The 19666-nt window shown below is 54.8% G+C and carries 18 protein-coding genes and 1 pseudogene; 10 read left to right on the forward strand and 9 right to left on the reverse strand.

Features of this window, described 5'->3' with window-relative positions:
* Nucleotides 1-226, reverse strand: a pseudogene (locus B3P58_RS06045) (EF-P beta-lysylation protein EpmB); the annotation flags it as partial.
* 47 nt (nucleotides 227-273) lie between these two features.
* Here B3P58_RS06045 and efp point away from each other — a divergent pair.
* Both efp and epmA read left to right on the forward strand, forming a co-directional pair.
* Nucleotides 274-840: an elongation factor P gene (gene efp, locus B3P58_RS06050; RefSeq protein WP_145469881.1), complete on the forward strand. Its 567-nt coding sequence runs from the start codon at nucleotides 274-276 to the stop codon at nucleotides 838-840.
* Nucleotides 841-928: 88 nt separating this feature from the next.
* Nucleotides 929-1852 carry an EF-P lysine aminoacylase EpmA gene (gene epmA, locus B3P58_RS06055; RefSeq protein ID WP_286716501.1) on the forward strand — a complete coding sequence of 308 codons (924 nt, stop codon included), beginning with the start codon at nucleotides 929-931 and terminating at the stop codon, nucleotides 1850-1852.
* 1 nt (nucleotide 1853) lies between these two features.
* Here epmA and B3P58_RS06060 read toward each other — a convergent pair whose 3' ends face one another.
* From B3P58_RS06060 to B3P58_RS06080, 5 genes are all read right to left on the reverse strand, one after another.
* A complete protein-coding gene (locus B3P58_RS06060; protein ID WP_286716502.1) occupies nucleotides 1854-2321 on the reverse strand; it encodes a GNAT family N-acetyltransferase in 468 nt (155 codons plus the stop codon).
* 220 nt (nucleotides 2322-2541) lie between these two features.
* Nucleotides 2542-3408 carry a DUF2167 domain-containing protein gene (locus tag B3P58_RS06065; protein WP_286716503.1) on the reverse strand — a complete coding sequence of 289 codons (867 nt, stop codon included), beginning with the start codon at nucleotides 3406-3408 and terminating at the stop codon, nucleotides 2542-2544.
* 145 nt (nucleotides 3409-3553) lie between these two features.
* Nucleotides 3554-4411, reverse strand: a complete 858-nt coding sequence (gene asd, locus B3P58_RS06070) for an archaetidylserine decarboxylase (RefSeq protein WP_286716504.1) — start codon at nucleotides 4409-4411, stop codon at nucleotides 3554-3556.
* A gap of 8 nt (nucleotides 4412-4419) precedes the next feature.
* On the reverse strand, nucleotides 4420-5256 hold the full coding sequence (locus tag B3P58_RS06075; protein ID WP_286716505.1) for a sulfurtransferase: 837 nt from the start codon (nucleotides 5254-5256) through the stop codon (nucleotides 4420-4422).
* Between the two features lie 82 nt (nucleotides 5257-5338).
* Nucleotides 5339-6967 carry an HDOD domain-containing protein gene (locus B3P58_RS06080; protein WP_286716506.1) on the reverse strand — a complete coding sequence of 543 codons (1629 nt, stop codon included), beginning with the start codon at nucleotides 6965-6967 and terminating at the stop codon, nucleotides 5339-5341.
* A 205-nt stretch (nucleotides 6968-7172) separates the two neighbouring features.
* Between B3P58_RS06080 and motA the strand changes: the two genes are divergently transcribed.
* The gene (gene motA, locus B3P58_RS06085) at nucleotides 7173-8024 is read left to right on the forward strand and encodes a flagellar motor stator protein MotA (protein WP_145469874.1); all 852 of its coding nucleotides are present in this window, start codon (nucleotides 7173-7175) and stop codon (nucleotides 8022-8024) included.
* Nucleotides 8024-9049, forward strand: coding sequence for a flagellar motor protein MotB (gene motB, locus B3P58_RS06090; protein ID WP_145469873.1), 1026 nt, complete (start codon nucleotides 8024-8026; stop codon nucleotides 9047-9049). The genes motA and motB overlap by 1 nt, the downstream gene beginning before the upstream one ends.
* A gap of 70 nt (nucleotides 9050-9119) precedes the next feature.
* Here the strand turns inward: motB and rsgA are convergent, their stop codons facing one another.
* A complete protein-coding gene (gene rsgA / locus B3P58_RS06095; protein WP_286716507.1) occupies nucleotides 9120-10151 on the reverse strand; it encodes a small ribosomal subunit biogenesis GTPase RsgA in 1032 nt (343 codons plus the stop codon).
* 364 nt (nucleotides 10152-10515) lie between these two features.
* Between rsgA and orn the strand changes: the two genes are divergently transcribed.
* Nucleotides 10516-11058 (forward strand): oligoribonuclease, encoded by a 543-nt coding sequence (orn, locus tag B3P58_RS06100; protein ID WP_145469871.1) that lies wholly within the window; start codon nucleotides 10516-10518, stop codon nucleotides 11056-11058.
* A 75-nt stretch (nucleotides 11059-11133) separates the two neighbouring features.
* Here the strand turns inward: orn and B3P58_RS06105 are convergent, their stop codons facing one another.
* Both B3P58_RS06105 and queG read right to left on the reverse strand, forming a co-directional pair.
* Nucleotides 11134-12183 (reverse strand): sensor domain-containing diguanylate cyclase, encoded by a 1050-nt coding sequence (locus B3P58_RS06105; RefSeq protein WP_145469870.1) that lies wholly within the window; start codon nucleotides 12181-12183, stop codon nucleotides 11134-11136.
* A gap of 112 nt (nucleotides 12184-12295) precedes the next feature.
* Complete coding sequence (queG, locus tag B3P58_RS06110; RefSeq protein WP_286716508.1) at nucleotides 12296-13393, reverse strand: tRNA epoxyqueuosine(34) reductase QueG; 1098 nt, start codon at nucleotides 13391-13393, stop codon at nucleotides 12296-12298.
* A 65-nt stretch (nucleotides 13394-13458) separates the two neighbouring features.
* Here queG and B3P58_RS06115 point away from each other — a divergent pair, with 65 nt between their 5' ends.
* From B3P58_RS06115 to miaA, 5 genes are read left to right on the forward strand one after another with little or no spacing between them, the layout of a single operon-like run.
* Nucleotides 13459-14979, forward strand: a complete 1521-nt coding sequence (locus B3P58_RS06115; protein WP_286716509.1) for an NAD(P)H-hydrate dehydratase — start codon at nucleotides 13459-13461, stop codon at nucleotides 14977-14979.
* Nucleotides 14979-15455 carry a tRNA (adenosine(37)-N6)-threonylcarbamoyltransferase complex ATPase subunit type 1 TsaE gene (tsaE, locus tag B3P58_RS06120; RefSeq protein ID WP_286716510.1) on the forward strand — a complete coding sequence of 159 codons (477 nt, stop codon included), beginning with the start codon at nucleotides 14979-14981 and terminating at the stop codon, nucleotides 15453-15455. Before B3P58_RS06115 ends, tsaE begins: the two co-directional genes overlap by 1 nt.
* Entirely contained in the window at nucleotides 15452-16780 is a 1329-nt protein-coding gene (locus B3P58_RS06125; protein ID WP_145469866.1) for an N-acetylmuramoyl-L-alanine amidase, read from the forward strand. Before tsaE ends, B3P58_RS06125 begins: the two co-directional genes overlap by 4 nt.
* A gap of 18 nt (nucleotides 16781-16798) precedes the next feature.
* Nucleotides 16799-18682, forward strand: coding sequence for a DNA mismatch repair endonuclease MutL (gene mutL, locus B3P58_RS06130; RefSeq protein ID WP_286716511.1), 1884 nt, complete (start codon nucleotides 16799-16801; stop codon nucleotides 18680-18682).
* Nucleotides 18682-19641: a tRNA (adenosine(37)-N6)-dimethylallyltransferase MiaA gene (gene miaA / locus B3P58_RS06135; protein WP_286716512.1), complete on the forward strand. Its 960-nt coding sequence runs from the start codon at nucleotides 18682-18684 to the stop codon at nucleotides 19639-19641. The genes mutL and miaA overlap by 1 nt, the downstream gene beginning before the upstream one ends.
* The last annotated feature ends 25 nt before the right edge of the window (nucleotides 19642-19666 follow it).

Genomic DNA, 19666 nt, shown 5'->3' on the forward strand with positions numbered 1-19666 from the left:
CTTGCAGCAGTAATGGATCGGTTGCATTGCCGCTCTGCATCAGTGCGGCATAAGTCCGGGGTACCAGCATGCTGAATTCCTGACAGGCCTGCAGGCGTTCTGGCATCTCTGACAGTGGTAAATTGAGGTATTCCAGCAGTTCTTGTGGGCGGCGGAATGCCTGGGCCAGAATCTGCTGCCAGTCTTCGCCCTCAACAGCGGCGGCAGATCGCGTTATGATAGGCAACTTGATATGAATTCCTAAGAAGCGATTAATTTAAAACGGGTTATTACATGGCGAATTATTCTACCAACGAATTTAAATCAGGTCTTAAAGTCATGCTGGATGGCGAGCCCTGTTCCATTCTGGATAACGAATACGTTAAGCCGGGTAAAGGCCAGGCGTTTAACCGCGTTAAATTGCGCAACCTGCGTAATGGCCGTGTGGTGGAAAAAACCTTCAAGTCGGGTGATTCGCTGGAAGGCGCCGATGTGATGGAACTGGAGATGGAATATCTCTACAACGACGGTGAATTCTGGCATTTCATGGCCACCGACGGTTCTTTTGAACAGCATGCCGCCTCTCAGGAAGCGCTGGGCGATACGGTGAAGTGGCTGAAAGAACAGGAAATCTACACCATTACTCTGTTTAACGGTGCTGTACTGACTGTCGCTCCGCCAAACTTTGTTGAGCTGGAAGTGGTGGAAACCGATCCGGGCCTGAAAGGCGATACTGCCCAGGGCGGTAACAAGCCCGCCACGCTGACCACCGGTGCAGTGGTTAAAGTGCCGCTGTTTATTAATATCGGTGACAAGCTGCGTATCGACACCCGCAGCGGCGACTACGTCAGCCGCGCCTGAGTCCTCGGCGCCGTTACAGGAGGGAGCTTTACGGCTCCCTTTTTTATGTCTTTTTTATGTTTTTTATACCGATATCAACAGGTAACTCATGAACTGGCAACCTTCTGCCGAAATGCATGCGCTGCGTGCCCGCGCCCGGATGAATCAGCAAATCCGGCAGTTTTTTGCTGCCCGCGATGTACTCGAAGTCGAAACCCCGGTGCTGGCCTCAGCACCGGTCTCTGATCCGAATATCGAGCCCATGTGCACCAGCGAACAGCGCTGGCTACAGACTTCCCCTGAATATGCGATGAAGCGCCTGCTGTGTGCCGGCAGTGGCGATATTTTTCAGATTGCGCGGGTGTTTCGCCGTGGTGAAGCCGGGCGGCGTCATAATCCGGAATTCAGCATGCTGGAATGGTACCGGGTAGGCTTTGATCATCGCCGGCTGATGGATGAAGTTGCTGAGCTTGTGACGCAGTTATTGTCAGCCCGTTACCCGCAACTGCCACGGCTTAACCTGAGCTATGGCGATGCCATGAGCCGTTATGCCGGACTGGAGGTTCATTCTGCCAGCGATGAGCAGATCGCTGTTCTGGGCCAGCAGTTAGCGGGGCAGGATCTGCAGCTCAGCCGCGATGGCTGGCTGGATGTGATTATGAGTCATCAGGTCGAACCGTCCCTGCCGGCAGATACTCTGGTGTTTATCGGTGATTTTCCGGCCTCACAGGCGGCATTGGCGCGGGTCAGTAACAACGCTGAGGGTGTCGCGGTGGCACAGCGTTTCGAGTTGTATTTCAACGGTGCTGAGCTGGCTAATGGTTACCACGAACTGACCGATGCAGAAGAGCAGCGCCGGCGTTTTGTGCAGGAGGCCGGCGGCCATCCGATTGATGAATATTTACTGGCGGCACTGGAGCATGGCTTGCCAGACTGTGCCGGCGTGGCAATGGGGCTCGACCGTTTATTAATGCTGGTTCAGGACAGCAGTAATATTGCCGATGTGCTGAGTTTTGACTGGAGCCGTGCCTGAATCAGGCAACAGAGAGAGAAGCTTTATCGGCTCTCAGGCTCAGTTGTATCTGTTGAGCGGCCGGAGTAAAGCCAAAGCGTGACAGCTGCTGTATGGTGGGGTTTATATCGGTCTGATGGACAACAATTTTGCTCCAGCCAGCCTGGCGTGCCTGATTGATCGCGGCCTGTAACAGCATACTGCCCGCTCCCTGACCCTGATACGCCGGCAGTACCGCCATATCATTCAGCCGCATAATGGCCGGTTGGTCGCTGCCGGGATTGAGGCTGCTCAGGGTCAGCATGGCAATGACTTCTTCCTGATCGCGGATGCAGAGTACCAGGGCATGTTCTTTTGCCAGCAGCAGATTACCCAGACGGCGTACCTGCTGATGGCGGCGGCCAAAAAAGTCACCTTCCTGTGTTTCCAGCAGCGACGCCAGGTCACAAAGTGCAGATATATCTGAAGTTGAAGCCGTATCGATATACATCGTCTACCCACCGCTGCAGTAATTCATAAACTGATCAGGAATGCAGAAGCTTACCCCGGATAAAAGGTGCTTGCCCAGAGAATTGCTGATAAATGTGTAGGCATTGTTGCCGTTGGTCATAATATCGCGGTGATATTGGAGAAGCCGTGCTGAACTTCGCAATTTGTCCAACCAGGCCAGGAGGTTGAGGGCAGCGCACAGAAGCGCTGCCCGGAAAGCATCAGGCTTCTTTATTGCGGCTGAACAGCTTGCGCCCCAGAGCGGCCAGACCGAGCACAATAAAGACACCAAACTTCTTCAGGAACACCAGCGCCAGTGCGAGGAAGCCTGTTTTTGCCAGCACCTTGCCGGTAATCAGGGCGCCAAGACCGTAGGCCGCTACCTTATCCATATCCGGATTAAAGTCGGCATAGGTTGAGCCCTGATCGAATTCGGCAATATTCAGCACATTGTTCAGATTGCTTTCGATGGTTGTCAGCTGGTCAACGCCGGCAATAAAGTTCAGAACCAGAACGCCCTTACGGCCCAGCACGCGGATGTTGTAGTTCAGCGTGTGCAGCTCTTCATCACCAAAGCGCAGCTCTTTGGCCCAGTGCAGTTTCTTTGCGCTGGCATCGTAATAAGGCGCGGCAGCCCAGCCGATCAGCTCAATGGATTCATAACCCATAGCGGCGCGTTCTTTGTTTTCTGCGCGGATATCATCTTTCATCTGTTGCAGCAGTTCGCTGTAGTCGATGTCGGCAGCGTCTTCGTCAGAAACGTAGCCTTCTTCTTCATATTCAATGGTTACTGCCCAGGAATTGTCATCAAACGGCGTCTGATCCGCAGGGAACAGCATGCCGAGAACATTCTGGCCCGGAATATTGCCCCAGACATCTACCAGTACACGCTCACTGTCATTGCCATCAAGAAAGTAGAAACCTTCCGGTACATGCAGGGTAGCGCCGGCGCCATAGAGAGGAATGTCGCCTTGCTGGCGGTTAAGGGAGTCCCAGAATTGCTGGGCAGTCATGCCGCTTTCTTCTTCAGCGCAGACAAACAGGGATACAGCCAGCAGTACGATACTGGCAAGCAGACGGTTAAACATCGTATTTCCTTACACGGAGATAGTTAAAGTCAGAAGATCCATTTCGGCGGTGTTAACCACGGCTGGAAGGATATGCCGGTATCCGGCAATGTAAGGAATTGTCAGGGAGCTCCGGGTTTTATGCAACCCGGAGCTGACAGATATATCAGTCGGCTTTGGCGATGGCTTCGCCCATGCGCAGCGGCGAGTCGGCTTTGAGCTGATCCAGCCAGTCGATTTTGTCCTTGCCGAAGCAGAGAACAACGGTCGAGCCGAGCAGGAAGCGACCCATTTCTTCACCTTTCTGCAGGGTAACAGGCTGCGGGTTAGTGAAGTCGGTGACTTTCAGCTGACGTTTTGGCGGAGTAATCAGTCCGGCCCAGACGGTTTCAATGGCGGCTACAATCATGGCGCCAACCAGCACCATTGCCATCGGACCGTTCTCGGTATCGAAGATGGCGACCAGACGCTCATTGCGGGCAAACAGGCGCGGTACATTTTCGGCGGTGGTTTTATTCACCGAGAACAGATCGCCTGGCACATAGACCACTTCACGCAGCGTACCGGTTACCGGCATATGCACGCGGTGATAATCCTTTGGCGACAGGTAAATCGTGGCGAACTCGCCGCCCATAAAAGGCTCGGCGCGCTGGGTGTCACCACCGAGCAGTTCAATCAGCGAGTAGTCCTGACCTTTGGCCTGGAAAATACGGCCGTTTTCAATGGGCCCCAGCTGGGACACCGCACCATCGGCCGGAGAAACGATCACATCATCACCGCTGGCGATGGTGCGTGCGCCGTCTTCCAGCTCGCGGGTAAAGAAGTCGTTAAAGCAACGGAATTCCTCGGCGGTTTTACGCTGCGCTTCATTCATGTTGACGTCGTACTGATCGATAAAGGCACGGATCAACGGATTTTTGATCCAGCTGGTTTCACAGCTGGCCAGCCAGCCAACCGCACGGGATAACAGGTGTTGTGGTAACAGATACTGGGCGCCGATAAAGGCTTGATCTTTAAATGACATGGGATTCCTCAGGGTTGGCTGCCAGTGCTGACAGGAGTGGCCGGGTCGTTGCCCCATTCGGACCAGGAGCCGGCATAGCCTTTGATGTTCAGGCCAAGAATTTTTCCGACCAGATAGGTAAAGCCGGAACGGTGATGGGTCTGACAGTGGGTGGCGATTTCTTTGCTGCTATCGATGCCCATCTCTGCCAGTAACTGACGGAAGCCGTTCAGTTCGTTAATGCGCAGACTGCGGGATTTATCCATTCCCAGCGTCCACTCGTAGTTCACCGCGCCGGGGATATGTCCGCCGCGTTGTGATATTACTTTTTCGCCGCTGTATTCCGCTGCAGAGCGGGCATCCCAGATAGCAAAATCCGGCTGGCCGATACGGGCAATAATCTGATCTTTGTCCAGTGCAAATTCATGGTGCAGTGCGCCCACCTGATAGCCGGACGCCTGTACTTTATGCTCACCACTTTCGGTCGGCAGACCGGCTTCACGCCAGGCAACAATGCCGCCGTTGAGATAGGAATAGTGCTGGTGGCCAATCATATCCAGTACCCAGATCAGACGTCCGGCCCAGCCGCCGCCTTCATCGTCGGAGCAGATAACATGGGTATCCGGGGTCAGCCCCAGTTCACTGAACACTTCGGACAGCTGCTCAACCGGTGGTAACTTGCCGGGAACCGGCTGGCCGCTGCATTGCAGACGTTTGAAATCCAGATGCACGGCACCGGGGATGTGCTGCTGCAGGTAATCTTCGTATTTCGCCTGCTCAATAATCAGTACTTTGCCCTGGGCCGGCGTCAGGGGTAATTGCGCCGCCAGCGCTTCCGGTTCCAGCAACAGAGGAAAATCTGCCATGGAAAACTCCGCCAGTGTGAATAATAAAGGCGAGAGTTTATCCAAGCCGGGGACGGATGTCAGGCGCCGCTTGCGTCAGCGCTTATGGCTGACCGTGGTTTGCGGCTGCGCGGCGCCGTTTTTCGGTGTTGGCTTTCAGGGTTGCCAGACTCTGGCTGGTAACCTGACAGAGGTTTTTAAAGCTGATGTATTCCGCCTGGGATAATTCCGGCTGATGCTCGGCGGCAAAACCCATTACCAGACCTATCGGAGCTGCGCCGGCGTCAATCGACATCATCATGGTCTGCTGTGGAATCAGCTCGCTGGTGGCAGCTGGCAGATGCTGCAGAAAACGTTGGCGGTTGTCGCTGTTAAGCAACAGGCTGGATTGTTTTTCCAGCAATTTGTTGAACAACGAAGGCTTACGCAGGTCGACCACAAAACGCCGCATCGGCGCCTGTTCGCTCATGCCTTCAGCATAAAACACCTTCAGTACGGTTTTGTCTTTATTCAGCAAAGCAATGCAGGCCGCCGACATACCGATACCTTCGCAAACTCCTTTCAGCATGCCACGCATCAGATAGTGCCAGTCGCCGAAGCTGTCCGGTTCCTGCTGCAGCTGGCGCAGCAGCTTCTTCATATATTTATCGTCGCTGTGGCGCTCTTCCGGCTCTGCATTAACCGTTGGTGTTGCCCTGCGCTCATGATAAGGCTGTGCCTGCTCCTCGTGCACTGGCTGCTTAGGTGCGGCATTTTCTGTATCAATCCAGGGGTATTCGTGGACGGCTGGTTGCGGGCTGAGCAGCAGCTGCAGGCCGGTAGAAATACCGCTGTGCTGTTGCTTGCTGGTTTGCACCTGCAGCTGGCGCAGTTCCGGTTGCAGCATGTGCTGCGGTTTGCCAAGCCAATGGCTGACCAGAGTTTGCCAGCGTTTGCTGTGACGACCGTCAGGGGCAATATGCCAATGCCAGGCGAGGCTGTTTGCCATCAGGCTGATCATCGCTGGCTGTTGGCAGTGATGCAGCAGCGGGCGCTGATTGTCCAGATCGCGAGGGTCATGATGACGCAAAACCCGCCATTGTTCGGCATCTGGCCAGTTTTCTTTATTGAATACTGCCGTGGCCATAACGGGTAGTGACAGCTGTTTATTCAGTTTCTGTATGGCAGAAAGCTGGCTGCCGAAAATAGCCCGGGTACTTTCGGCCAGCTCACAGCCACGACTTAGCAGGTGCAGCCAGTTCTGCGCCGGTTTGTAGTTCAGCAGTGCCAGCCATAGCGGAGCAGAGGTCAGCATGGTGCTCCAGCGGGCATAGCTGACGGAGGTATTACCTTTACTGGCGGCCCATACTGCGGCCAGATTGCCCGCCAGCTGGGCCGTTAACAGTGCATTGCGGTAAAGCTGAGCGGCGGGATCTTCAGTCTCTGCTGAGACGACAGGCAGCTGCTTCATCAGCTTAACCAGTTCCTGCATACCCAGCAGAGACAGGCAGCTGGCAGCCCCTGAAATCTGTTCGTTGCAGCCGGGATGGCGCTCTACGCTAAGGCGTAATAAATGCAGGCAAAGCGCCGGATCACGCTCAATTGAGCTGGCGAGGTCTTCAAAGCTGACGCTGCGGTTATGCATTTGCTGGCGGATACGCTCACGCGATTCCTCCAGAACGGGAAAGTCATGACAGTCTGCGAGTGTCTGCCAGAGCGTTGCCGGTGGTTTTGCTATCGATAAGTGTGTCATGACCCTGTTTGTGTAACAGCCGTTTGTAGCCTTTACTTAACTATAGAAGTGTCTGAATAAACCTGCACAGCTCTCGGCTCTGGCATTCGGCTTTGCTCGGCATCCTGTATCTCTGCCGTCGTGTACGAGTCTTTCCGGGTTATTCAGAGACTCCTGTAGTCTTAATCCTTCCCTCCGGGAGTTGTTGCACCAAGGACTCTAGTGAATGCTGTTTTTAATTGGGCTGGTGATCGTAATCGGAAGTGTGTTGTACGGCTATGTCATGTCTCATGGCAATTTGCTGGCGCTATGGCAGCCCTTCGAAATTCTGATTATTTGTGGTTCCGCGTTCGGAGCCTTTTTGCTATCGAATCCGTGGCATGTGGTACTGCAGTGTTTCAAACTGACACCACAGGTCATTATGGGTAGTAAGGTCAATAAGGCGATGTATATGGATGTACTCGGCCTGATTTATGACATCCTGAATAAAGCCCGGCGTGAAGGCATTATGGCGATTGAAGCTGATGTTGAAAGCCCGGCGTCCAGCGCAGTGTTCTCCCGTTATCCGGCGATCCAGGCGAACGAAGAATTGGCTCATTTTATTGCCGATTATTTCCGTATTATTGCGGCCGGTAACCTGACTTCATTTGAACTGGAAGCTCTCATGGATCAGGAAATTGATGCCCGTCTGCACGAACTGGAATTACCGGGTAATGCAGTGGGTAAAGTTGCTGATGCGTTACCGGGCTTTGGTATCGTGGCGGCAGTACTGGGTATTGTAATCACCATGGGTGCCATCGGTGGCGAGGTCAGTGAGATTGGTGCGCACGTAGCCGCCGCACTGGTCGGTACCTTCAGTGGGGTATTTCTGGCATACGGTATTGTTGGCCCGGTGAGCGCGGTGATGCGTCATCTGGCAGAAGAAGAAATTAAACTCTACGAAGCCAGTAAGTCCTGCATCATTGCTTCTCTTAACGGCTTGCCACCACAGCTTGCGGTTGAGTTTGGACGTAAGTCATTGTTTACCCATGGCCGTCCGAGCTTTACCGAAGTTGAAAGCAAGGTTCGTGGTCGCTGATGGAAAATCTAGGTCCTCACCAGAATATTATTGTCCGGCGTAAGAAAAAGGGCCGGCATGACGACCATGGCGGCGCCTGGAAAGTCGCTATGGCTGACTTTGCTCTGGCGATGATGGCGCTGTTTCTGGTGCTGTGGGTAATTAACTCGTCCAATGAGCAGGAACGCGCGGCTATCTCTGGGTATTTTCAGGATCCGAAGGCCTTTGAAGATGGCAAAAAAGTACCGTCTAAATACGTCATCGATCTGGGTGGTTCACCTTCTGTATCGGATAACGTTTCTGAATCGGAAACCATCGATCCGGAAGATATTCTGCAGGCCGAAGAAATTGAAAGTCTGGCCGAAGCGATTGAGAAAAAACGGATGGAAGATATGAAAGCGCAGATTGAAGCGCAGATTAACGCCAGTCCTACTCTCAGTCCGTTCAAAAATCAGTTGCTGCTGGATATCACCACCGAAGGTCTGCGTCTGCAGATTGTCGACCAGACCAAACGCCCGATGTTTGATCCCGGCAGTGCACGGCTTAAATATTATTCTGAAGATATTCTGTGGGAACTGGCGCCGTTACTGGCCACCATGGAGCACCGTTTATCCATTGCCGGTCACACCGATTCATCCCGTGCCGGCGGTACCCGCGATGAAGATGATGCTAACTGGGGTTTATCCTCCCTGCGGGCAGATTCGGCACGCCGGGCATTAATGGAAGCTGGCGTACCTAAATCACAGATCGCGCAGGTGATTGGTATGGGGGATACCGCACCACTGAAACCGGATGATCCGGGTAATGAAGTGAATCGTCGTATTTCCATTACACTGCTGAACAGAAAATCGGAAGAGACTGTGCGTGACCGTTCCGGTGGTGAGCCACAGGTGGAATTTATCGACAGCAATAATCAGGCTCCGGGTGACGCCCGTCAGCCGGTTATTAATAAAGCCGGGTCATTACTGGAAGAGCTGCGTAAAAAACGCGAATCAAAAGATAATACCTACGATAATCCACCGAATAAAAATGAGGCGTTCTGGTAATCGCAAACCTGTAACAACGATAAAAAAACGGCAGCCTCGGGCTGCCGTTTTTTTTATATGCAGTGTCTGCTCAGAGTTCGGTCAGTGTTTGCAGAATACGCTGATAACTCTGGAAACGTTCGGGTTTTACCTTACCTTCTTCAACCGCCGTACGGATCGCACAGCCCGGCTCCTGATTATGGGCGCAGTCGCGGAAGCGGCAATAACCGGCCAGTGGGCGTAATTCGCGGAAGCCATACAAGACTTCATCTTCACTCATATGCCACAGACCAAACTCACGGATTCCCGGGGAATCAATCAGATCACCGCCAGCCGGAAAGTGATACAGGCGCGCGGTGGTGGTGGTGTGTTTCCCCTTGCGGGTATTTTCTGACAAGGCACCGACTTTTAATTCTTCACCCGGCAGCAGGGTGGCAATTAATGAAGACTTACCAACCCCCGACTGGCCGACAAAAACACTGATGCGGCCATTCAGGAATTCTTTCAGTTCGCCCAGACTGCTGTCGTCTTTGCTGCATACCCGCAGAGTGCGGTAGCCCAGATCTTCATAAGCACCGAGCAGCTGGTCAAAATGACCACGGTTACTGTCATTCAGCAGGTCGGTTTTATTGAGCAGAATAATGGGCTCGATATCGCAGTTTTCGGCGGCCACCAGATAGCGGTCAATCAGGTTACTGTGTGCTTCAGGTTCCGGTGCCACAACCAGCACAATAAAGTCGATATTGGCCGCTACCGGCTTAATTTCGTTATAAGGGTTGGGGCGGGATAATTCGGAGCTGCGCTTCAGTACCATTTCGACAACCCCGGAGTGTACGCCGTTATGCTCAGCGCCCGGGCGGAATACTACGCGGTCACCGGTGACCAGAGAGCCCAGATTCGCGCGCAGGTAGCAGCGATAACGCTGAGCACCTTCTGCGCGGCTTTCGATTTCCACCTGAGTGCCGAAGTGCGCAATCACCTGACCTTCGCATTCATCGCCCAGTTCGCCGGCGTTCAGCTGCTCGGCAATTCCGCTTTCTTTCTGCTGGGCGCGCTTGGCTTTTTCTTCCTGGATTTTCTCCACGCGCCAGGCCTGGCGTTTGGTCAGTTTACGTTTGCTCATCAATCTTCGCTGTAGTGAGGGCAAGGCGGCCATTGTCCGTGTTGGCCGGGGCTGGTGCAAGTTGCTAAACAGGTGGGGCCTGTTAACACTAAGTGAATCGGGCCTGCTGAAAGCCAGTTTTTCTCAGAACAAGGAGAGAGGAGTGATATTAGTGGGCTAAATGAATGACGAGCGACGCAGTTAATGGGGAAAACTGGCCTCAGCCCGGAGGGTTATGGCTAAAAATTCCTCATCCTGCGTTGCTGTTCGTTTGCTTAACCCGTTAGGCTACACTCTCAGCGCCTTGTCTGAAATATTTTTAGCCAATAACAGGCCTGTTTAATTAGCGTTAACAGGCCCCAGTGTTTATTTATGAGCAGCCGTTATGAGCCAAAACGAAAATTTAGTCTGGATGGACCTGGAAATGACCGGTCTGGAGCCAGAGCAGGATGTGATTATCGAAATCGCGACCATAGTCACCGACAGCAACCTCAACATTATTGCCGAAGGCCCGGTGCTGGCGGTTCATCAGCCCGATGTATTGCTCGATGCCATGGATGAGTGGAATACCAAAACCCACGGCAACTCTGGCCTGACCGAGCGGGTGCGCAACAGCAGTACCAATGCCCGTGAAGCCGAACGGTTAACGCTGGAATTCCTGCGTCAGCATGTGAAACCGGGCACTTCACCGTTGTGCGGCAACAGCATTCATCAGGATCGCCGCTTTCTGGTGAAATATATGCCGGAGCTGGAAGCCTATATGCACTATCGCAATATTGATGTGTCCACGCTGAAAGAGCTGGCCAAGCGCTGGAAACCGTCGGCGGTGTCATCTTTCCAGAAGAAAGGCAGCCATCAGGCGCTGGATGATATCAAAGAGTCGATTGCTGAAATGCAGCACTACCGTGAGCACTTTTTGGCGTTGTAAGAGCTTGGCAGGCCAGATCCTGTGCAATAAAAAAGCCCCGCGATTGCGGGGCTTTTTTATAACCGGCAGGAGCGTTCAGTCTTGCGCCTCTGTGCTATGTAGCAGGCAGATCTGATCCCGGCCATTATTTTTGGCCCGGTATAACGCCCGATCGGCCAGATCCATCAGATCGGTTTCGCTCTCCAGTCCGCGTGCCGATGAGCCGGCAATACCAATACTGAGGGTGATTTTCAGATCCGGAGCAACATCGGGAAAGCGGAGATTACGCACCCGGCTGAGGATGCGTTTGGCCAACTCTGCGGCTTGTCGTGGTTCGCAGTCATCCAGAATAATCAGAAATTCTTCACCGCCGTAACGGCCAATCGCATCCTGCGGCCGCAATGCCTGACGCAAGGCTGAAGCGATGTTCTGCAGAACTTTATCGCCAGTAGTATGGCCGTAGGTGTCGTTCACTTTTTTGAAGTGATCGGCATCGATCATCAGCACCGACAGTGGCGTAAGATTCAGCAGGTGGCGCTGAAAGGCACGGTGCAGAATCTGTTTGATGGTGCCCTGATTCCACAGCCGGGTCAGGCTGTCGATCCGCGCCTGCTGATAGGCTTCGTCCAGCTCGCTGATCAGCTGTACCTGAGCATCGCTTATCTGGGTCAGGTTAAGTTCGGTTTGCGCCCAGCTGGCGATATCGGCGAGGGCAGACAGATCGTCCTCGCTGAAAGTTCGTGGTTTGGTATCAACAATGCACAGCGTGCCGACATTTTGTTCGCGGCTTTTGAGCAGGTAACCGGCATAAAAACGCGCATAAGGCGCGCCTGTAACGTAGGGGTTGTCGGCGAAGCGCGGGTCCTGAGTCATGTCTTCACAGATCAGATATTCGTCTTCCAGCAGAGTGTGCTGGCAGAGTGCATCAGAGCGCGGCGTGCTGATCAGGTCGAGGCCATGAATCGACTTGAACCACTGGGTTTCGTCATCAATCAGCGACAGATACGCAACCGGGACATCAAATAACCGGCACAGTGTACGGGTTATACGATCAAAGCGGTCTTCCAGCGGCAGGTAGAGAATATCCAGTTCCTTTAATGCCTGCAGGCGCTGATGTTCGCGGGCCGGATGTGAGGCAACGGTCATAAAGGTCTCCAACAGCTGAGGCGTCTGCAAAATCGCCCGGTAATTCTGAAGTTTAGACAGTCTGACGGTATCAGACAGGTGTTGTTTGCCCACGGGTTTATTGTGTGGCTCATCATGGGGTTTGCTGTTGCTGTAACGCCCAGTCGATATGTTCCTGCACCAGAGCGCTGACCTGCGGCCGCCGGCGTTGCAGGGCGTCGGCCACTTCCAGACTGCGCGGCGCGTTACCCAGGGCAACGGCGATATTGCGCAGCCAGTTTTCGTAACCGGTGCGGCGGATGGGCATGCCTTCGGTGCGGTTTAAAAAAGTGGCTTCATCCCAGGCGAACAGCTGCAACAGACTGGCCTTGTCGAGCTGGTGGCGCGGGCTGAAATCGCCTTCTTTGCTGGCGTTGCTGAAACGGTTCCAGGGGCAGCCGATCTGGCAGTCATCACAGCCGAAGATACGGTTGCCTATGCCCGGTCGCAGGTCTTCAGGAATCGGCCCGTTCAGCTCGATGGTCAGATAAGAAATACAGCGCCGGGCATCCAGCACGTGGGGGCCGACAAAAGCCTGGGTCGGGCAGATATCCAGACAGGCTGTGCAGCGTCCGCAATGATCCTGTGTGTAGGGCTCGTCCAGAGGGAGCGGCAGGTCGGTGAGGATTTCGCCCAGGAAAAAATACGAGCCGGCTTTGCGGTTGATCAGCATGGTGTTCTTGCCGATCCAGCCGAGTCCGGCGCGGTTGGCCAGCGCCCGCTCCAGTACCGGCGCGCTGTCGACAAAGGCGCGGAAGCCCATCTCGCCGGCGGCCTGTTGCAGGCGCTTACCCAGTTCGGTCAGGCGCTTGCGCACCAGCTTGTGATAATCGCGGCCGAGGGCGTAACGCGAAATATAGGCCTGATTCTTATCGCTCAGCTGATCGGTGATGCGGATATCCGGCGCCAGATAATCCATACGTACGCTGATTACCCTGAGGGTACCGGGCAGTAACTCCGCCGGACGTGAGCGCATATTGCCATGGTCGGCCATATAGCCCATTTCACCGTGATAACCGGCGGCGAGCCATTGCTGCAGGCGCTGTTCATGCTCGCCCAGATCGACCCCGGTAATCCCCAGCTGCTGAAAGCCCAGTTCTTCTGCCCAGCTGTGCAGCTGGGCGCGTAATGTGGCCCATGACGGCGATAAATTTGTGCAATCCGGTGCATTGTCCGACGATCTTTCTGTCATGGGTTCGTCTTCAGGCTCAGCTTCTATATAATTTTGCGCAATTTAACATATTAGGCAGCCAAGGGATGAATCGACCTTACACCGCCAGGGATCATCTGCCGGGTGAACTCTACCGCGCCGATCAGGTGCGCGAGCTTGACCGGTTGGCAACAGAACAGGAAAACATCAGTGGTTTTGAACTGATGTCGCGTGCCGGTGAAGCGGCGTTTGCCTGCCTGCTGGAACGCTGGCCGGACGAGCAGCAGATCTGCGTCTTTGCCGGACCGGGCAATAACGGTGGTGATGCCTGGATACTGGCGGCACTGGCCTGTTACCACGGCATGGATGTTTGCTTTTATACCCTGGGCGATTTGCAACAGCAGTCGGACAGCGCGCAACAGGCGCGGACAATGGCACTGGACGCTGGCGTGCAACCGCAGGTCTTCAGTGGGGAACTGGATTACGAAGGGCGGGTCATTGTTGATGGGCTGCTGGGTACCGGTTTGAATGCCGAAGTTCGTGGTGATTACGCTCAGGCCATTGCCGCCATCAACCAACACTGGGCTGATGTACTGGCGCTGGATCTGCCTTCCGGCCTGAATGCCGATACTGGCCGCATTATGGGTAATGCGGTGGAAGCCAGCCTGACGGTGACTTTTATCGGTATGAAGCGCGGCATGCTGACCGCGGCCGGACCGGATGTCTGTGGCGCGATCGCCTTTGCTTCACTGGCCGTCGATCCGCTGCTGTACCGCCAGTTGCCGGCCGATGCCGAACGCATCAGCTGGGATCGCCTGGACCGTCTGGGTCAGCGTTTACCGGCGCGGCTCGGCAATGCCCATAAAGGCGAGTTCGGCCATGTGCTGGTGATCGGTGGTGATCAGGGCATGGGCGGTGCGGTGGCTATGGCATCGGAAGCGGCAGTCCGCTGCGGTGCCGGCCTGGTCAGTTGTGCGACCCGTACCGAACATGTGGCGCCACTGCTGATGCGTCGTCCCGAAGTGATGGTACGTGCTGTCGAATCCGGTCTGGAACTGCAGCCATTGCTCAGCCGTGCCGCGGTACTGGCGGTCGGGCCGGGGCTGGGACAGAGCAGCTGGTCAGAGTTGTTGTTGCAGCAGGTTTTAGGTGATGAACGACCGCTGCTGCTGGATGCCGATGCCCTGAATATTCTTGCATCACCGGGCTGGCGCTGTGATTTTGCCGGGCGTGATGCTGTGCTCACACCGCATCCGGGTGAAGCGGCACGGCTGCTTGGCTGCAGCATTGCCGAAGTGCAGGCCGACCGTTTTGCTGCGGCCCGCAAGCTGGCGCAGGAATATCAGGCGGTGGTGGTGCTCAAAGGACAGGGCTCGCTGATTGCCGCGCCTGATGGTCGTCTGGCGCTGTGTACCGACGGCAATCCGGGGATGAGCAGCGGCGGTATGGGCGACGTGCTCAGTGGCGTGATTGCTGCGTTGCTGGCGCAGGGCATGACTCCCTGGGCGGCGGCACGTTATGGCGTTTGTTTGCACAGTGCTGCGGCTGATATGGTGGCGGCACGTTACGGTCAGCGTGGTTTACTGGCCAGCGATTTAATGATGATGTTGCGGGAGCTGATTAACTGATGACCATTCGCCTGTGCGGAGAATCCGCCATGACGGCCTTTGCGGCGGCCTGTGCGCCGGTATTAAGCGAAGGCGGCCTGCTGTTTCTGGAAGGTACGCTGGGGGCGGGTAAAACCACCTTCAGCCGTGGCCTGATTCAGGCGCTGGGACATCAGGGCTCGGTGAAAAGCCCGACGTATACTCTGGTTGAGGATTATCCGCTGGCGGCCTGCCATGTCTGCCACTTCGATCTGTATCGTCTGGGCGATGCTGAAGAGCTGGAATTTATGGGAATCCGCGATTATCTCGATAACCAGGCGTTGTGTTTAATTGAGTGGGCCGAAAAAGGCCGCGGTGTTCTGCCTGCGGCCGATCTGGTACTGCATATTGATGATCTGGGCGACAGCCGCGAACTGAGCTGGCAGGCCGGCAGTGAGCGTGGTCAGCGCTGGGTGCAGTCTCTGGATAAGCTGGCGCAGGAGTTTGAGCAGACATGAAACCTGTTTTTCTGCCTGTTTTCCTGTTGGGGCTGATATTGCCGCTGTTGCTCAGCCCGGCACTGCATGCCGACGTTAAAGATGTGCGGGTCTGGCAGTCGCCGGATAAAACCCGTCTGGTGTTTGATTTATCCAGCCCGGCGGAACATAAAATATTTACCCTCAGCAATCCTGACCGGGTCGTGATCGATCTGGCCGACTCCAAAGTGCTGAACGATCTGGCGAAAGTTGATCTGCAGTCCACGTCCATCCGCGGTATCCGCAGTGGCAAGCGCAATGGTAATGACGTGCGTATCGTGCTCGATGTAACAGAACCTCTGAACCCGAAAAGCTTTCCGCTGGCGCCGAATAATGTGTATGCCAATCACCGTCTGGTGGTTGATCTGGAGCGTGAGGTGGGTGCTCAGGTCGTGGCGCCGGTTAAAAAAGCCGATATTTATACCGACAACAAACGCGACATTATTATTGCCATCGATGCCGGTCACGGTGGTGAAGATCCGGGTGCGATTGGTCATGGCCGTACGCGGGAAAAAAATGTGGTACTGGCCATTGCCAAAGAATTACAGCGACTGTTAATCGCAGAGCACGGTTTCCACCCTTTTATGGTACGTACCGGCGATTACTATATCGGCCTGCGTGAACGTACCGAAAAAGCACGTAAAGCCAATGCCGACTTTTTTGTGTCGATTCATGCTGATGCGTTCAAACATCCGAGCGCCCATGGCAGCTCGGTATTTGTGCTGTCGGAACGTGGCGCAACCTCAGAGGCGGCGCGCTGGCTGGCCGATAAAGAAAACGAATCGGATCTTATCGGTGGTGTCAGTCTGGAAGATAAAGAAGATCATCTGGCGATGACGCTGCTGGATTTATCCATGACCGCCAAACGCAATTCAAGCGTGAAACTCGGCACCCACATTCTCGACAATATTGGTAACGTTTCACGGCTGCACAAAAACCATGTGGAAGAAGCGGCTTTCGTGGTGTTAAAAGCTCCGGATATGCCAGCGCTGCTGGTAGAAACCGGTTTTATTTCCAACCCGGATGAAGCGCGTAAGCTGGCCACCAGTAATTATCAGAAAAAAATGGCACGGGCGATTTTTGCCGGTATTACCGAATATTTCCGTGAGCATCCGCCACGGGGAACCTTGCTTGCTGTGCAGAAAAGCAGTGCGCCGGTATTTAATACCTATGTAATCCGCAGTGGCGATACCCTGTCGGATATTGCCGTTAAAAATGGTGTGGCGATTAATGAGCTGCGTCGCGTCAACGAACTGAAAAATGATCAGCTGCGCATCGGCCAGCGTATCAAAATTCCTAATACCTGATTTCCGGGCTGTATTTTTATGAGTCGAATTCATCTGCTGTCACCGCGCCTGGCGAACCAGATCGCCGCCGGTGAGGTAGTCGAACGTCCTGCCAATATCGTTAAAGAACTGGTGGAAAACGCCCTGGATGCCGGTGCAACCCGCATCGAAATTGATGCTGAGCAGGGCGGGGTCAAACTGCTGCGTATCCGCGATGATGGCCACGGCATTGAGCACGATGATCTGCCGCTGGCGCTGAGCCGTCATGCCACCAGTAAAATCATCACGCTGGATGATCTGGAAGCGGTTGCCAGTCTTGGTTTTCGCGGCGAAGCGCTGGCCAGTATCAGTTCGGTCACCCGGTTAACCCTGACTTCAAGAGCGCAGGGCGCAGAAGAAGCCTGGAGTGTGCATGCCGAAGGCCGTGATATGGCCGCCAGCGTGACTCCGGCGGCGCATCCGGTGGGCACCACGCTTGAGGTACGTGATTTATTTTTTAATACCCCGGCGCGGCGGAAGTTTTTACGCACTGAAAAAACCGAATTTTCCCATCTGGAAGAAACCGTTAAGCGTCTGGCGTTAAGCCGTTACGATGTGGCATTTTCGCTGCGCCATAATGGCCGGGTGATTCATCAGCTGCGCAGTGTCGAGCGCACTATTGATCGCGAAAAGCGCGTTGCCAGCCTGCTCAATAAAGATTTTATCGACAGTGCGGTGCATATTGATGCCGAAGCTGTGGGTCTGCAACTGCAGGGCTGGGTTGGCTTGCCGACCTTTTCCCGCTCACAGGCGGATATGCAGTATTTCTTTGTTAATGGCCGTGTGGTACGCGATAAATTAGTAGTGCATGCGATTAAACAAGCTTATCGCGATGTGCTGTATCACGGTCGTCATCCGGCCTTTGTACTTTACCTCTGGCTGGACCCGAAGCTGGTGGATGTGAACGTGCATCCGACCAAGCATGAAGTGCGTTTCCGCGATGGCCGGCTGGTACACGATTTCCTGTTCCGTACCCTGCATAAAGCGCTGGGTGATGTGCGTCCGGATGATCGTCTGGTGGGCAGCACACCGGCGACGCTGGTGCCACAGACGGCGCCGCTCAGTGGTGTGCAGGCCGGTGAATTTCAGGAGCAGGCACGCCTCGACTGGCAGGCGCAGGCGGTACAGGAAAATACCGGCAGCTATCAGCCTGCATTTAATCCCGTGCCGCAACAGGGGGCAGTCAGTGCGCAACTGGACGGCCTGCGCTCGCTCAGTCAGCCGCTCGATGATGCGCCCTGGGGACAGGAAGTACGGCAGGGTCAGCCACAGCCGTTACCACAAACGCCCAGCGCCGATATGCCGCCTCTGGGTTATGCCATTGCTCAGCTGCACGGCATTTATATTCTGGCGCAGAACGCACAGGGTATGGTGGTGGTTGATATGCATGCGGCCCATGAACGTATTACCTACGAGCGGTTAAAGATAGCCGTTGATCAGCAGGGCGTGCAGAGTCAGCCGCTGCTGGTGCCGGTGACGCTGGCGGTGAGTGAGCGCGAAGCTGATGCCGCCGAGCAGTTTGCCGATGAATTCCGCTTGCTCGGCGTTGAGCTTGCGCGGGTCGCGCCGGAAAGCGTGGTTGTACGCCAGATTCCGGTGCTGCTGCAGCAGGCGGAAGTTCCACGGCTGATTACTGACATGCTGGGCGACCTGCTTGAACACGGCACCTCCGACCGTATTCTTGCGCACCGTAACGAATTACTCGGCACCATGGCCTGTCATGGCTCGGTACGTGCAAACCGCAAACTCAGTATTCCGGAAATGAACGCATTATTGCGTGATATGGAAGCCACTGAGCGCAGTGGCCAGTGCAATCATGGCCGTCCGACCTGGACTCAGCTCACCATGGGTGAACTGGATAAACTGTTTTTACGGGGCCGCTGATGAGCACTGTGCATGAATTACCGCCGGCCATTTTTCTGATGGGGCCGACCGCTTCCGGCAAAACCGCACTGGCACTGGAACTGGTGGAAAAATATCCGTGCGAAATTATCAGTGTTGATTCGGCGCTGGTGTACAAAGGTATGGATATTGGTACCGCCAAACCCGACGCAGAAATGCAGAAGCGTGCACCGCACCGGTTAATTGATCTGATTGATCCGGCAGAGAGTTATTCCGCGGCAAATTTCCGTGAGGATGCGTTGCGCGAAATGGCCGACATCACCGCCCGTGGCAAGGTACCACTGCTGACCGGCGGCACCATGATGTACTTTAAATTTCTGCGTGATGGCGCTGCGCAATTGCCACAGGCCGATGAAGCCGTGCGTGAGCGTCTGCTGGCCGAAGGGCTGCAATATGGCTGGCCGCATATGCACGAAAAACTCGCCGCCATCGATCCGCAATCGGCTGAGCGTTTAAAACCGATGGATTCACAGCGTATTCAGCGCGCACTGGAAGTGTATGAAGTATCGGGCAAATCCCTGACCGAGTTCTGGGCTGAGCAGCAGAGCGAACCACTGCCTTATCATGTGGTCAATCTGGCCGTATGTCCGCGTGAACGCAGTACCCTGCATGAACGCATTGCGCTGCGTTTCCGCCAGATGGTGGAGCAGGGCTTTATCGATGAAGTAAAAAAGCTGCATGCGCGCGGTGATCTGAACGTCAATATGCCTTCCGTGCGGGCCGTCGGATACCGCCAGGTATGGGACTATCTGGACGGCAAATATGATTATGAGGAAATGATTGAGCGTGGCATTATAGCCACGCGCCAGTTGGCGAAGCGGCAGGTAACCTGGTTGCGCAGCTGGCCCGATCTGTACTGGCTGGAGACAGAGGATAGTAATCTTCTGCAAAGCGCCTTGAAAATCCTGCATGCCAACGCCATATTTAGCGCATCGTCCTGATTTCGCAGCTTTATCGCATTCGCGT

Origin of the sequence: Thalassolituus sp. UBA2009, assembly GCF_002335285.1 — a bacterium.
Lineage (GTDB): Bacteria > Pseudomonadota > Gammaproteobacteria > Pseudomonadales > Oceanobacteraceae > Venatoribacter > Venatoribacter alkanivorans.

Coding starts and splice junctions, on each gene's coding strand:
- efp (WP_145469881.1), top strand. CDS start 274: ATGGCGAATTATTCTACCAACGAATTTAAATCAGGTCTTAAAGTCATG.
- epmA (WP_286716501.1), top strand. CDS start 929: ATGAACTGGCAACCTTCTGCCGAAATGCATGCGCTGCGTGCCCGCGCC.
- B3P58_RS06060 (WP_286716502.1), bottom strand. CDS start 2,321: ATGTATATCGATACGGCTTCAACTTCAGATATATCTGCACTTTGTGAC.
- B3P58_RS06065 (WP_286716503.1), bottom strand. CDS start 3,408: ATGTTTAACCGTCTGCTTGCCAGTATCGTACTGCTGGCTGTATCCCTG.
- asd (WP_286716504.1), bottom strand. CDS start 4,411: ATGTCATTTAAAGATCAAGCCTTTATCGGCGCCCAGTATCTGTTACCA.
- B3P58_RS06075 (WP_286716505.1), bottom strand. CDS start 5,256: ATGGCAGATTTTCCTCTGTTGCTGGAACCGGAAGCGCTGGCGGCGCAA.
- B3P58_RS06080 (WP_286716506.1), bottom strand. CDS start 6,967: ATGACACACTTATCGATAGCAAAACCACCGGCAACGCTCTGGCAGACA.
- motA (WP_145469874.1), top strand. CDS start 7,173: ATGCTGTTTTTAATTGGGCTGGTGATCGTAATCGGAAGTGTGTTGTAC.
- motB (WP_145469873.1), top strand. CDS start 8,024: ATGGAAAATCTAGGTCCTCACCAGAATATTATTGTCCGGCGTAAGAAA.
- rsgA (WP_286716507.1), bottom strand. CDS start 10,151: ATGAGCAAACGTAAACTGACCAAACGCCAGGCCTGGCGCGTGGAGAAA.
- orn (WP_145469871.1), top strand. CDS start 10,516: ATGAGCCAAAACGAAAATTTAGTCTGGATGGACCTGGAAATGACCGGT.
- B3P58_RS06105 (WP_145469870.1), bottom strand. CDS start 12,183: ATGACCGTTGCCTCACATCCGGCCCGCGAACATCAGCGCCTGCAGGCA.
- queG (WP_286716508.1), bottom strand. CDS start 13,393: ATGACAGAAAGATCGTCGGACAATGCACCGGATTGCACAAATTTATCG.
- B3P58_RS06115 (WP_286716509.1), top strand. CDS start 13,459: ATGAATCGACCTTACACCGCCAGGGATCATCTGCCGGGTGAACTCTAC.
- tsaE (WP_286716510.1), top strand. CDS start 14,979: ATGACCATTCGCCTGTGCGGAGAATCCGCCATGACGGCCTTTGCGGCG.
- B3P58_RS06125 (WP_145469866.1), top strand. CDS start 15,452: ATGAAACCTGTTTTTCTGCCTGTTTTCCTGTTGGGGCTGATATTGCCG.
- mutL (WP_286716511.1), top strand. CDS start 16,799: ATGAGTCGAATTCATCTGCTGTCACCGCGCCTGGCGAACCAGATCGCC.
- miaA (WP_286716512.1), top strand. CDS start 18,682: ATGAGCACTGTGCATGAATTACCGCCGGCCATTTTTCTGATGGGGCCG.